The organism is Streptomyces sp. NPDC054866 (genome assembly GCF_053610745.1).
The window spans coordinates 448,049-461,362 of record NZ_JBSGZA010000001.1 but is presented as its reverse complement, the minus strand read 5'-3'; the positions used below and the strand labels follow the sequence as shown (position 1 = coordinate 461,362).

Below are 13,314 nucleotides of genomic sequence, written 5' to 3'. Positions count from 1 at the left end.
TTAGGCTTACCTGTAATCGATCGTGATTCGGTGGTCCTCGCATGTCCGTACCCACCTTGGCGAAGCGCGCCCCGAGCGCCCTCGCGGACGCCTACGCCCGCCTCACCGAGGTGTTCCCAGGACTGCGCGTGACCGAGCTCGGCGACGAGGAGCAGGCCCCACAGGGCGGCGGCTGGGTCACCGCCTCCCGGCTCGCGGAGGGCGGGGCCGACCTCGACGCGTTTCTGGCGTGGGACGAGGCGCAGGTGCAAAAGGACTACGGGCAGGCGGGGCGCCCGGACGTCATCGCCAGCTTCGCGCTGCACCGCTACGCCTGGCCTGCCACGCTCCTCATCACCGTGCCGTGGTTCCTGCACCGCCGCGTCCCCCGCTTCCCCGTACAGAACGTGTCCTTCCAGCGCACCCTGGGCCGCCTTGCCGTGCGCGGCGCGGGCTTCGCCTGTCTGCCGGGCGATCCGGCCGCCTCGCTGCCCGGCGCCCGCGTCGTGCCGGACGAGGAGGCGCTGCGAGCGGAGGTGCGTACCTCCGTCGCCGAGCATCTGGGACCGCTCCTGGACGCCTTCGGGCCCCGGATGCGGCGCCGCTCGCGCGCCCTGTGGAGCGTCGCCACGGACGAGATCGTCGAGGGCCTCTGGTACATCGCCCATCTCCTCGGCGAGGAGCAGCGCGCCACGACCGAGCTGGAGCGGCTGCTTCCGGGCGCCACCAAGCCGTACGTGGGGACGGCGGGGTTCCGTGAGCTGCGGGGGCCGAACGGCGAGGCCCTGCCGACGCGTGACCGCGCGAGCTGCTGCATGTTCTACACGCTGCGCCCCGAGGACACCTGTGTGACCTGCCCGCGCACCTGCGACGCGGAGCGCGTCGCGCGCCTCAGTGCCGCCGCCGCGGCCTGAGCGGCCTGACCTGAGCCTCGCCCCGAACCGAAACCGCGCCCCCTCCCCCTTGAACCACCCTTTCGTGTCCGATTAATCGAACTCAACTCCCCTCACCAAGGCCTGAGTTCGAGCAAAACGGCGCGCGCGGCACCCCTTTGCACCCCCCTTGGCGTTCTCTTGCGCCGAAACCCCTCTGGGGGTCATCGGGATTGGGCCACTATGGCGCCCGAACGCCCTACCGCGACGCAAGGGACCCCAGATGAGACTGACCGACATATCGCTGGACTGGCTGCTTCCGGGTGGCGTCCTGCTCCTGGGCATGCTGGTGGCGGTGGCGGTACTCGCACGCGGCAAGCGCGCCGGGCAGAAGGCGGCCGCCGGTGCCTCCGGTGACGACTCCTGGGAACGCAGCGAGGAGCGCCGCAGGCGCAAGGAAGCCATCTACGGAACGGCTTCGTACGTTCTGCTGTTCTGCTGTGCGGCGGTCGCCGCCGCACTCTCCTTCCACGGCCTCGTCGGCTTCGGCCGGCAGAACCTCAACCTGACCGGCGGCTGGGAGTACCTGGTCCCGTTCGGGCTCGACGGCGCGGCGATGTTCTGCTCCGTGCTCGCCGTGCGCGAGGCCAGCCACGGTGACGCGGCCCTCGGCTCGCGGCTCCTGGTGTGGACGTTCGCGGGCGCGGCCGCCTGGTTCAACTGGGTGCACGCGCCCAGGGGACTCGGCCACGCGGGCGCCCCGCAGTTCTTCGCCGGGATGTCGCTGTCGGCGGCGGTGCTCTTCGACCGCGCGCTGAAGCAGACCCGCCGTGCGGCACTGCGCGAACAGGGCCTGGTGCCGAGGCCGTTGCCGCAGATCCGGATCGTACGGTGGCTGCGTGCGCCCCGGGAGACCTTCGGCGCCTGGTCGCTGATGCTCCTCGAAGGCGTACGCACCCTGGACGAGGCGGTCGAGGAGGTCCGCGAGGACCGGCGCGAGAAGGAGCGCACCCGGATCACCAGGCGGGGCCGCGAGAAGCTGGAGCGTGCGCAGCTCAAGGCGATCAGCAGGGGCCACCGCAGCCTCCCGACCCGCGGCGGCGCGCGGCAGGTCGACCTGCCTGCCGTCGCTCCGGCCGCCGGGTCCGCGCAGGTCGGCGCGGACCCCGCGATAGCACCTGCCACAGCGCCACAGGAACAGGAGCAGCTGCCTCTGCGCTCCCGGCCCTCCCTCCAGGCCGTGAAGAACGGCTCTGAACCCGTCACCGTCGACCTCACCGCCGAGGACGACACCCAGACGCTGCCGCGGCTCGACTCCCTTGAGCAGAAGCTCAAGGATCTGGAGCAGCAGTTCGGCTGATGTCAGCAGCGCAGGACGGGAGTTGGCCGGCGGTCCGGTTCATGCCGGGCCGCCGTCCAGCTCGAACCACACCACCTTCCCGACCCCGTGCGCCCGCACTCCCCACGCGTCGGCGAGGGACTGCACGAGCATCAGACCCCGGCCGTGCGTGCTGTCGTCGGCGCTCGGCACGCAGAGCTTCGGGCGGCGCCCCACGAAGTCCCTGACCTCGACGCGCAGCCTGCCAGGCCGCACGGTCGCCGTCAGAATGGCGTCGCGATCGGTGTGCACCAGTGCGTTCGTGACCAGTTCGCTGGTCAGCAGCTCGGCTATCTCGGATCTTCCGGGCCTCCCCCAGGACCGGAGCAGTTCACGCAGCGCGCACCTGACCTCGGGGACCACCCGGAGGTCGGATCGCCCCAGTCTGCGCCGGAGTTGAGCCCGATGGAGCTCCACCGGCTTGTCGTCGATCGGCTCGTCCCTTGCTTTCGGCGAAGAGGTCCCAAGATGAATGGGACCGCCCCCTCTTAACTGCCTTGTCATGACCCCCGCCCACAAAACGAGACCATTCCTCCCTGCTCGAACACCCTCACGGAATGCATGCCCCACCCGGTTGGCGGCACTCATGTCCATTCGTCAACCTTTGGAGTGGGTGCGCCCGAGCCCGGCGGGGAAGTGAAGCGGTGGACCGTTTCCGCATGATCCAGGCCGGGCCCGATCGCGCCGCTCCGGGCCCGCACGAGCATTCCGAGGAGCCGCCGTGCACGACGACCGACTGCTGGTGGAGGGACGCCTCGAGCGCGCCCTGCGGCAGTTCATCCGCCCCGCCCAGTACGCGGACCGTGTGCCGCTCACCCTCTCCGTCTGGCACGCGCCGGGCGAACCAGTCCCTGTCGCCGAGGCCCTCGACGCCTCGTACGAGCCCTTCGAGACGGGCACGGCCTGGGGAAAGCCCTGGTCGACCAGTTGGTTCCGGCTGCGCGGTCAGGTGCCCGATGCCTGGCGCGGGCGGCACGTCGAGGTGGTCGTCGACCCGGGCTTCACCGGTGACGGCCCCGGTTTCCAGGCGGAGGGCCTGGTGTACGACGCCTCGGGAGTACCCCTCAAGGGCATTCACCCCCGCAACCGGCACATCCCCGTAGCAGTGTCCGCACAGGGCGGCGAGCCGGTGCATCTGCTCCTGGAGGCGGCGGCCAACCCCGCCGTTCTGCACGACTTCGAACCGACGCCCCTGGGCGACGTACTGACCGCGGGCGATGGCCTCATCTACCGATTCGCGTCTGCCGATCTCGCCGTACTGGACGAGGACGTTTGGCAGTTGACGCTGGACATCGAAGTCCTGTCCGAGCTGATGTACGAACTGGACGCCGCCCGTCCGCGGCGCCACGAGATCTTGCGCGCCCTGGAGCGTGCGCTCGACACGCTCGATCTGCACGACGTGTCGGGTACGGCGGCAGCGGCGCGGGCCGAACTGACGGAGGTCCTGGCAAGTCCCGCCCACGCCAGCGCGCACCGGGTCTCGGCCACCGGGCACGCCCACATCGACTCGGCCTGGCTATGGCCACTGCGCGAGACGGTGCGCAAGGCGTCCCGCACCTTTGCCAATGTGACGGCTCTCGCCGAGGACTATCCCGAGCTGGTCTTCGCCTGCTCACAGGCCCAGCAGTACGCGTGGGTCAAGGAGCACCAGCCGCACATCTGGGAGCGCATCAAGAAGGCTGTCGCGGACGGTACCTGGGCGCCGGTCGGCTCCATGTGGGTCGAGTCGGACGCCAACATGCCGGGCGGCGAGGCGCTTGCCCGGCAGATCACGCACGGGATGCGGTTCTTCCGCGAGGAGCTCGGGGTGGAGACCGAGGAGATCTGGCTGCCGGACTCCTTCGGCTACACGGCGGCGTTCCCGCAGCTGGCGAAGCTCGCGGGCGTCCGCTGGTTCCTCACCCAGAAGCTGAGCTGGAACCAGTCCAACAAGATGCCGCACCACACCTTCTGGTGGGAGGGCATCGACGGCACCCGCGTCTTCACGCACTTCCCCCCGGTGGACACCTACAACTCCCAGATCCATGGGGCCGAACTCGCCCACGCGGAAAGGAACTTCACGGAGAAGGGCCGTGCGTCCCGCTCGCTGGTGCCGTTCGGCTGGGGCGACGGCGGTGGCGGGCCGACCCGCGAAATGCTGGAGAAGGCCCGGCGGTTGCGGTCTCTGGAGGGGTCGCCGCGCGTCGAGATCGAGCGGCCTTCGGCGTTCTTCGCCGCCGCCGAGGAGGAGTACGGGGCCAAGGCGCCGGTCTGGTCCGGCGAGCTCTATCTGGAGCTGCACCGCGCGACGTACACGACGCAGGCGGCCACCAAGCGCGGCAACCGGCGTACGGAACACGCCCTGCGCGAGGCCGAGTTGTGGTGCACGGCAGCCGCGGTGCGCGACCCTTCGTACGTCTATCCCTACGCGACCCTCGACCGGCTGTGGAAGACGGTGCTTCTGCACCAGTTCCACGACATCCTGCCGGGCTCGTCGATCGCGTGGGTGCACCGGGAAGCCCGCGACACGTACGCGCGCGTGCTGGCCGAGCTCGATGGGATCACCGCTTCGGCGGTCCGTTCCCTCGGCCCGGGAGGGCCCGCCGCGCTCAACGCGTCGCCGTACGCCCGCAGCGAGGTCGTCAGGACCGACGAGGGCGCGCTGGTGCACGTCAATGTCCCGGCGCTGGGGAGCCAGAGCCTCGAAGAGGCGGCCTCGTACACGCGGGAGACCGGCACGACCGCCCTCCTTGCCGACGGCGAGATCCAGCTGGTCAACGAACACCTCCGTGTCGCGATCGACGCGGACGGCCTGCTGACCTCCGTGCACGACGTGGACGCGCGGCGCGAGGTCCTCTCCCCCGGATCGCGCGGCAACCTCCTCCAGCTGCACCCCGACCACCCCACGCACTACGACGCCTGGGACCTGGACAAGCACTACCGCAACACGCACACCGACCTCACGGAAGCCGAGTCCGTGGAGCTCGTCGAGGACGGGCCGCTGCGGGTCGCCGTCCGTGTGGTGCGGGCCTTCGGGGACTCGCGGATCACGCAGGAGATCCGGCTCGCGGCGGGCAGCCGTCGCATCGACGTCGTCACGGAGGTCGACTGGCGGGAGTCGGAGAAGGTACTGAAGGCGGCCTTCCCACTGGACGTGCACGCCGAACGGTCCGCCGCCGAGATCCAGTTCGGGCATGTGCACCGCTCCACACACGCCAACACCGGCTGGGACGCCGCCCGTTTCGAGATCTGCGCGCACCGTTGGCTGCGGGTCGCCGAGGAGGCGTACGGCGTGGCGGTGCTCAACGACTCGACGTACGGCCATGACGTGACGCGCGCGCCGCACGGCGAGGGGCTCGGCACCACCGTGCGGCTCACGCTCCTGCGCGCCCCGCACAGCCCTGACCCGGAGACGGATCTGGGCACGCACCGGTTCACGTACGCCCTGCTGCCCGGCGCGACGACGGGCGACGCGGTCGCGGAGGGGCTCGCGCTGAACCTTCCGCTGCGGGTGGCGGCGGCGCCCGTGCTGCCCTCGCTGGTGAGCGTCGACAATCCGGCGGTGACCGTGGAGTCGGTGAAGCTGGCGGACGACGGGAGCGGCGATGTCGTGGTGCGTCTCTACGAGTCCAGGGGCGGGCGCGCGGCGGCCACGCTCACCACGTCGTTCGCGGTGAGCGCGGCCGAGGTGACCGACCTCCTGGAGCGGCCGCTCGAACCGGCCCACACCGATGACACGGGGCTCGTGCTGGCGCTGCGTCCGTTCCAGATCGTGACGCTGCGGCTGCGGCCTGCCTGACGAGCCGTCAGGGTCGTGGCACGTTCCGCAGGTTGGAGCGTGCCATCTGGACCATGCGGCCGACCCCGCCGTCCAGGACGATCTTGCTGGCGGAGAGCGCGAAGCCCGTCACCATCTCGGAGCTGATCTTGGGCGGAATGGAGAGGGCGTTCGGGTCCGTGACGATGTCGACGAGGGCGGGGCCCTTGTGCGAGAAGGCGTCCTTCAGGGCGCCCGCGAGCTGCTTGGGCTTCTCGACGCGTACTCCGTAGGCACCGGCGGCGCGGGCGACGGCGGCGAAGTCGGGGTTGTGGTTGTCCGTGCCGAACGAAGGGAGCCCGGCCACCAGCATCTCCAACTCGACCATGCCCAAGGACGAGTTGTTGAAGAGGACGACCTTCACCGGCAGGTCGTACTGGACGAGGGTGAGGAAGTCGCCCATCAGCATGGAGAATCCGCCGTCGCCCGACATGGAGACGACCTGTCGCTTGCGGTCGGTGAACTGGGCGCCGATCGCCTGCGGCAGGGCGTTGGCCATCGAGCCGTGGCTGAAGGAGCCGATGATGCGGCGCTTGCCGTTCGGGGAGAGATAGCGGGCCGCCCAGACGTTGCACATACCCGTGTCGACGGTGAACACCGCGTCGTCGGCGGCGAGTTCGTCGACCACGGACGCGACGTACTCGGGATGGATCGGGATGTGCTTCTCGACCTTGCGCGTGTAGGCCTTGATGACGCCTTCGAGGGCGTCCGCGTGCTTCTTCAGCATCTTGTCGAGGAACTTGCGGTTGCTCTTGGGCGTGACACGCGGGGTGAGACAGCGCAGGGTCTCGCGTACGTCGCCCCAGACGGCGAGGTCCAGCTTCGAGCGGCGGCCGAGGCGTTCGGGCCGCACGTCGACCTGGGCGATCTTGACGTCATCGGGCAGGAAGGCGTTGTAGGGGAAGTCGGTGCCGAGGAGGATCAGGAGGTCGCACTCGTGGGTGGCCTCGTACGCGGCGCCGTAGCCGAGGAGGCCGCTCATGCCGACGTCGTACGGGTTGTCGTACTGAATCCACTCCTTGCCGCGCAGGGCGTGGCCCACCGGGGACTTGATCTTCTCGGCGAACTCCATGACCTCGGCGTGCGCGCCGGCCGTGCCGCTGCCGCAGAAGAGGGTGACCTTGGCGGCCTTGTCGATCATCTCGGCGAGCTTGTCGATCTCCGTGTCGCCGGGGCGCACGGTGGGACGCGAGGTGACCAGGGCGCTCTCGGGGGACTTGTCGGGGGCGGGCTGGTCGGCGATGTCCCCGGGCAGGGTGACGACGCTGACGCCGGACTGCCCGATCGCGTGCTGGATGGCGGTCTGGAGCAGCCGCGGCATCTGCTTCGGGTTGGAGATCATCTCGCTGTAGTGGCTGCACTCGCGGAAAAGCTGATCGGGGTGGGTCTCCTGGAAGAAGCTCAGGCCGATCTCGCTCGACGGGATGTGCGAGGCGAGGGCGAGGACGGGCGCCATCGAGCGGTGGGCGTCGTAGAGGCCGTTGATCAGGTGGAGGTTGCCGGGGCCGCAGGAACCGGCGCAGACGGCGAGGCTGCCGGTGATCTGGGCCTCGGCACCGGCCGCGAAGGCGGCGGTCTCCTCGTGCCTGACCTGCACCCAGTCGATGCCCTTGGTGCGCCTGATCGCGTCCACGACCGGATTGAGGCTGTCGCCCACGACGCCGTACATGCGGCGCACACCGGCGCGGTGGAGGATGTCGACGAACTGTTCGGCGACGTTCTGCTTGGCCATGGCTTCACGAACCCTTCAGTCCCCTTGACTCTCTTGGGTTCCATGAATTCACAGGGCGGGCGCTCACGCCTCCCAAACGAGGCCGCTCACGCCTCCCAGACGGCGGCCGCCGTCCGGTCGTCGGCATAGCCCTTGACCCTGACCTGGATGTCCGCGAGGAAGGTCGCCAGGCCCGGTGGACCGCTCTTCGCCCACCGCTGCGTGAGGTGGGTGGCGAGCTCGGGCTCGCCGCGCAGGGGCTCGGCGAGGCCGCCGCTGCAGAGCATCAGGGCATCACCCGGGCGGGCTACGGAGGCCCGGAAGCGGAAGGGTTCCCGGGGCGGGGGCTCGGGTGCGGGCTCGTACGGACTCGGGGGCGTGATGATCCCCATGTCCATGGTGAGCCGGTCGCCCTCGGGGGTCTCCGACGGCACGGAACCGAATCCGACGACAGGCGGCCCGGCATCACCGGCGGAGTCGCTGACCTGCGGCTCGATGTCCTGCCATGCGCCGTCCCTGAGCCGGAAGAGTCCGCCGCCGCCGACGCCGAAGAAGACGCGGGTGCGGCATTCGGGGTCGGCCGGCAGGAGGAGGCAGCGCAGCGATGCGGCGTACTCCTCGGGCTCGATGCCGAGGTCGACCGCGTGGGCGCGAAGCTTGCCGAGGCTGCGGTCCGTGAGCCGGTGCAGGCCGCTCTTGAGGTCACCGCGCCGCGCGGCCCGGATGTCCTCGGAGAGCCGCTGGTGGCTGCGGCCCACGGCGCGCCCGATCCAGGCGCAGGCCTCGGCGGCGGCGCGGTGGGCGCCGGGCGTGGCCCGCGCGCCGGTGGCCATGGCCACCAGGACGAGGGCGCCTTCCCCGGTCCCGAACCGCGCGGTGAGCAGCGAGTCGCGGCGCGGCTCGCCCCGATAGCGCGCGGAGTCTCCACGCACGGAGACGGCGCGCAGGGTGGAGTTGCCGTAACGGGCTCCGTCGAGCACGGTGTCGGCGACCAGATCGCCCAGGTCGTCGGGGTCGGCGGCGGGCAGGACGGTGGGCTCGGCGTCGTAGGTGGGCGGGCCGTCGCCGACGTACGAGACGGAGTCCACGGGTGCTGCCGCCACGGACGGCTGCGGTTGCGCGGGCGCGGGTGCCTGCGGAGCCGCCGGGTCCTGCGCCCGCGGCGCCGGGGCCGGGGACTCCTCGGGCGGGCGGGGCGCGGGGACGGCGGTGGTGCGGCTCGGGTCGCCGGAAGACTTCGCTCGTCCGGCCGGGAAAGTGACCGGTCCCGTGGGCGCGGCGGCCGGGGGCTCCCAGGGGGCGGCGAGTGGGGGTTCGCGTGACGCTTCCGGCTCGGGTGGCGCTACCGGCTCGCGTGACGCTTCCGGCTCGCGTGGAGTGAACGGTTCGCTTGGTGCGGGTTCAGCCACGCCCTCGCCCGCCGCTGCAGAAACCGCCGATGCGAACCTGTCGTCGAGAGTGTCGGCCGCCTCGGCCGGTCCCGTGTCATGAGCGGAGTCGTCGTAGAGCTGACCCCACCAGTCGTCCTCCTGGCCGGAGGCTCCGTCGTGCCTCTCCCCCTGCTGGCTCATGCCCCTATTGTCCACCGCAAAGGGCGTACGAAAACGGTGCATCCGGAAATTCCGGCCACCGGAAGAGTGATGAGGGCCGCCGGGCGGACCCACCCCCCACGGGAGGACCGCCCGGCGGTGTCTGTGTGTTTATCGCACGTCGTAGGCGCGGGCCACCGTCTGAGTGACGGAACTTCCGTTCGCATCCGTCAGTTCGGTCCTGAGCCAGACCTGCTTGCCCGAGGCGCCGGCGTGATCGACGGCCGCGGTCCACTTCCCGCCGGACGCGGACGTCTCGGCTTCGGTCCAGGTCTTGCCCTCGTCGTACGAGTAGGACAGGGCCGCCGACTTGAGCGCCCCTGGCTTGTAGCCCGAGTGCCCAGTCGCCGTGATCCCAATCTTCTGACCGTCCTTTGCCGCGATCGTCTTCATGCCGTCCTGCGGCAGCGCGTAGCGCGGGAACAGCATCGGGATCCCCTGCGAGTGGACCTCCTCGTCGAGGTGCGAGCGGAACGCCCAGGTGGTCTGCGTGTTCGTGGACCGCTTCCAGACCTTCGAGCCGATCTTGTGCGTGTGGAGGGTGAGTTCGTACGCCGAGTCGTCGGCCGGGACCGCGAACACCCCGAACGGCCAGCCCGACTCCCCCACGACCTCGCCGTCCCGCTTCAGCTCCAGGCCGCCGATGTCGCCGAAGCTGCCCTGGACTCCGGCGTGTTCACCGTCGTCCCAGAATCCGGGCGCGACCCCGATCAGATTGCCCTGCCGTTCGGCCGCGAGCGCCTGCCTGCCCTGGGCGTCACGCGGCGCCGCGGGCGCGAGGACCCCGTCGTACCACTTCTCGGCGCGCCGCTCCCCCTTCTCGTACGTCCGCACCGGGTCGATCATGAACTCGCCGAACGGGAAGCTGCTGGAGACCTGGTGGCCCCAGCCGGTCGTGCCGGCCGAGTAGTACTCGGTGCGCTTGCCGGGGGCCGGGACCGACGCGATGTCGGCGAAGTACACCTCAAGGCCCGAGGGGCGGACGGCGGACGGCAGGTCCACGTAGTCCGTGGCCGTGCCCATCGCGCGGTACGTCGCCTCGTTCGCGGCGAGGTCCTTGTCCCGCACCCGGTAGGTGCGGTCGTCGCGGATCTGGCCGGTCTCGGGGAAGGCGAGGTTGTAGACGTAGGGGCTCTTCGCCGTTCCCTCCCACTTCAACTCGACGGGCGTGTCGGCCAGTTGGGCGAGGAGTGCGGTCGCCTCTCCCGTCTGGATGCCGAGTACCGGCAGCGGGGAGCCGACGAAACCGACCGAGGGGTACCAGCGGCCGGGGGCCGTGCGGTGGGCGATGACGGCGACCGCTCCCGCCGCCTTCGCGTTCGCCGCCACGCCGGTCGCGCTGCCGCTGTCCGGGACCTTGACGAGGGCGATCTTGCCCTTGACTCCTGCGGCCTCCAGCTCCGCGGGCGTACCGGACTTGGCGTCGACGAGTGCCGCGCTGCCCGTGCCGTCGAGATTGGCCGAGCCGGTCGACGCGGTCACGGGGTGCAGCGACTTACCGCCCACGACGGCCAGTTCGGAGATCAGGGGCGCCGCTGCCCGCCAGTAGGTGCTGGACTCGAAGGTGCCGTCGGTCGCCTTGCCCTCTACGGACTGGTAGAAGCCGCGGATGGTGCGCGGTCCTGCCGCGGTGCCCGCGTGCAGCCAGTTGTCGGCGCCCCAGGTGCGGGCGAACCCGAGGGTGGCGCCGCGCACTTCGGACTCCTTGTCCGTCCTGACGGTGAGGCGGTGCGCCTCGCGGGCGTCGAGCGTGACGGTCATGTCCTTCTTCACCTCGACCTGGGGCCGGGCGATGTGTGTGAGGGAGTCGGTCAGGGTCCCGCCGTCCGCGTCAGGCGTCGCGATGAAGCCGGTCAAGAAGTAGGCACCGGGCCGCACTTGGTACGTCTGGTCGTTCGCGCCCTCGTTGAAGCGGCGCTCACCCGTGGCGTCGTCGGTGCCGATGAGGTCGACGGACGACGGGCCGTCGGCGGGCTTCCCCGCGCGGTCGACGAGCTTCACGCGGAGACTGACGGTCTCCGGCTGCACGTAGAGGGAGAAGGGTGTGGAGACCGCGACACCCCCGCCGGCCTTCGCCAGGACGCGGCCGGTCACGTCGCCGTACTGCGCCCGCTTGAGGTCCGCGCCGGGGTCGAGCTTCAGCGGGACCTCGACCGTGGCCCCGGCGGGAATCCTCACGGAGCGCTCGCCGAGCCTGGCGATGCCCGACCGCACGGCCGAGCCGTCGTTGCCGGTCACGCCCTGCACCGACAGCTTCAACTCCACTGCCTTGTCCGTGGTGTTGGTGTACGGGACGTCGACCGTGGTGCGGTCGGAGTTGTCCTGGGGCCAGCCGAAGCTGCCGCCCTGCACCGCGGGCGAGCCGAGCACCTTCTGGTCGACGGCGGCCTTCACGTCGAGCCGCCCGCCTCCCGTCTCGGTCACGTCGCCCGGGATGCCGCTGTCCGCCGACGAGACGAGGGCCGACTTGATCTGCTGGGCGCTCCACTCCGGGTGGCGCTGCTTGACCAGGGCGGCGGCGCCCGCGACGTGCGGGGTCGCCATCGACGTACCGCTCATGGACTGGTAGGCGTAGATACCCCTGCCGCCCGCCGCAGCCGCGGAGAGGTCGACTCCGGGTGCGGCGATCTCCGGCTTGAGGGTGTGCGAGCCGTACGCGGGTCCCCTGCTGGAGAAGGAGGCCGTCGAGTCGTCGCGGTCGACGGCGCCGACGGTCAGGACGCTGGGCGCGCAGCCGGGCGAGGACACGGAGTTGAGGCTCGGCCCGGTGTTGCCTGCCGCGAGGACGAAGAGCGTGTCCTTGCTCGACTGCGCGAGCTCCTCCGTGGCCGCGCTCATGGGGTCGGTGCAGTCGGTCCTCGCCGGGTTGCCGAGGCTCATGGAGACGACGTCGGCCTTCTCGTCGACGGCCCACTGCATGCCCGCGATGATCCACGAAGTGGCTCCGGAGCCACTGTCGTTGAGGACCTTGCCGTGCAGCAGCTCGGTGCCGGGGGCGACGCCCTTCTTCTTGCCGTCGCTCGCCGCGCCGGTGCCGCCGACGGTGGAGGTGGTGTGGGTGCCGTGGCCCTGGCGGTCCTCGTCGTCCGGCGAGTCGGTGAAGTTCTTGCGCGCGCCGATCCGGCCCTTGAGGTCGGGGTGTTCGGCGTCGGCTCCGGTGTCGAGCACGGCGACCTTGGTGCCCTTGCCGTCGTAGCCCGCGGCCCAGGCCTCGGGGGCGTGCACCTGCTTCGTCGACCTGTCGAGGGTGGCCTCGACCTTGGCGTCGAGCCAGAGCTTCTTCAGGTCGGACGCGGAACGGGACTTGGGGGACGTGATGTCCGCCCAGAAGTCCGCGGCCTTCTTCTTGTCGGCCTTCAGGGCCACACCGTCGACGGGTTCGAGGACGAGTCCGCGCTCGGCGCCGCGCGGAGTGGCGGGGACCGCGCGCGTGACGTCGACGGACCTGTCGTACACGGCGATCAGTGGGAGCTGCTTGGCGTGCGCGTCGTCGTAGCCCTGCCGGACGAGGCCGGTGACGTTGAAGAGTTCCTCGTCGACCTTGCCGGTGGCGATCGCGTGGACGGCGCCCTCTGGGTAGACGTACAGGTCCTTGCCGGACTGTCTGGTCTGGACGAGGGGCACTGTCCCGTCCGCGCCGGGCAGCGCACTCGCGCCCGCGCGCTTCTTGCCGTCGGTCGTGACGAGGATGCGGTCGCCGGTGACGAGGGTGACGACGGAGCTGCCCCCGCCGCGTGCCGCGCTCCCCACGCTCCCCACCAGCGGACTCGTGTCCGCCGTGCCCGCGCGTGGCTCGGCCACGGACGGGACGGCCGCGGTGACGGCGAGGACGGCGGCGGACGCCGCCCCCAAGGCCGTACGCGATATCGGGCGCATCGCTCTCCCCAGGGTTGATGGGCATGTGACTGACGGGCATGTGGTTGAAGGGCATGCGGAACCACAGCCAAAAGGGGCCCAAAGGCCCTAATCCCGGCTGCCGTTGGTGCTGC

7 protein-coding genes are annotated in these 13,314 nt (G+C 70.8%); 3 read left to right on the top strand and 4 right to left on the bottom strand.

The window, feature by feature from the left end:
• The first annotated feature begins 41 nt into the window (after nt 1–41).
• Entirely contained in the window at nt 42–893 is an 852-nt protein-coding gene (locus ACWGI2_RS01870) for a (2Fe-2S)-binding protein (protein ID WP_453693098.1), read from the top strand.
• A gap of 241 nt (nt 894–1,134) precedes the next feature.
• Complete coding sequence (locus tag ACWGI2_RS01865; protein ID WP_453693096.1) at nt 1,135–2,211, top strand: DUF2637 domain-containing protein; 1,077 nt, start codon at nt 1,135–1,137, stop codon at nt 2,209–2,211.
• A 39-nt stretch (nt 2,212–2,250) separates the two neighbouring features.
• Here ACWGI2_RS01865 and ACWGI2_RS01860 read toward each other — a convergent pair whose 3' ends face one another.
• The gene (locus tag ACWGI2_RS01860; RefSeq protein WP_453693094.1) at nt 2,251–2,733 is read right to left on the bottom strand and encodes an ATP-binding protein; all 483 of its coding nucleotides are present in this window, start codon (nt 2,731–2,733) and stop codon (nt 2,251–2,253) included.
• A gap of 217 nt (nt 2,734–2,950) precedes the next feature.
• Between ACWGI2_RS01860 and ACWGI2_RS01855 the strand changes: the two genes are divergently transcribed.
• The gene (locus ACWGI2_RS01855) at nt 2,951–6,007 is read left to right on the top strand and encodes an alpha-mannosidase (protein WP_453693092.1); all 3,057 of its coding nucleotides are present in this window, start codon (nt 2,951–2,953) and stop codon (nt 6,005–6,007) included.
• A 7-nt stretch (nt 6,008–6,014) separates the two neighbouring features.
• Here ACWGI2_RS01855 and ACWGI2_RS01850 read toward each other — a convergent pair whose 3' ends face one another.
• From ACWGI2_RS01850 to ACWGI2_RS01840, 3 genes are all read right to left on the bottom strand, one after another.
• Entirely contained in the window at nt 6,015–7,757 is a 1,743-nt protein-coding gene (locus tag ACWGI2_RS01850) for a pyruvate dehydrogenase (RefSeq protein WP_453394104.1), read from the bottom strand.
• 86 nt (nt 7,758–7,843) lie between these two features.
• Entirely contained in the window at nt 7,844–9,307 is a 1,464-nt protein-coding gene (locus ACWGI2_RS01845) for a protein phosphatase 2C domain-containing protein (RefSeq protein ID WP_453693090.1), read from the bottom strand.
• A 129-nt stretch (nt 9,308–9,436) separates the two neighbouring features.
• Nucleotides 9,437–13,201 carry a S8 family peptidase gene (locus ACWGI2_RS01840; protein ID WP_453693088.1) on the bottom strand — a complete coding sequence of 1,255 codons (3,765 nt, stop codon included), beginning with the start codon at nt 13,199–13,201 and terminating at the stop codon, nt 9,437–9,439.
• Between the last annotated feature and the right edge of the window lie 113 nt (nt 13,202–13,314).

Bases quoted from the DNA above. Each gene is read 5' to 3' on its own strand.
- ACWGI2_RS01870 (WP_453693098.1), top strand. From the start codon at position 42: ATGTCCGTACCCACCTTGGCGAAGCGCGCCCCGAGCGCCCTCGCGGAC.
- ACWGI2_RS01865 (WP_453693096.1), top strand. From the start codon at position 1,135: ATGAGACTGACCGACATATCGCTGGACTGGCTGCTTCCGGGTGGCGTC.
- ACWGI2_RS01860 (WP_453693094.1), bottom strand. From the start codon at position 2,733: ATGACAAGGCAGTTAAGAGGGGGCGGTCCCATTCATCTTGGGACCTCT.
- ACWGI2_RS01850 (WP_453394104.1), bottom strand. From the start codon at position 7,757: ATGGCCAAGCAGAACGTCGCCGAACAGTTCGTCGACATCCTCCACCGC.
- ACWGI2_RS01845 (WP_453693090.1), bottom strand. From the start codon at position 9,307: ATGAGCCAGCAGGGGGAGAGGCACGACGGAGCCTCCGGCCAGGAGGAC.
- ACWGI2_RS01840 (WP_453693088.1), bottom strand. From the start codon at position 13,201: ATGCGCCCGATATCGCGTACGGCCTTGGGGGCGGCGTCCGCCGCCGTC.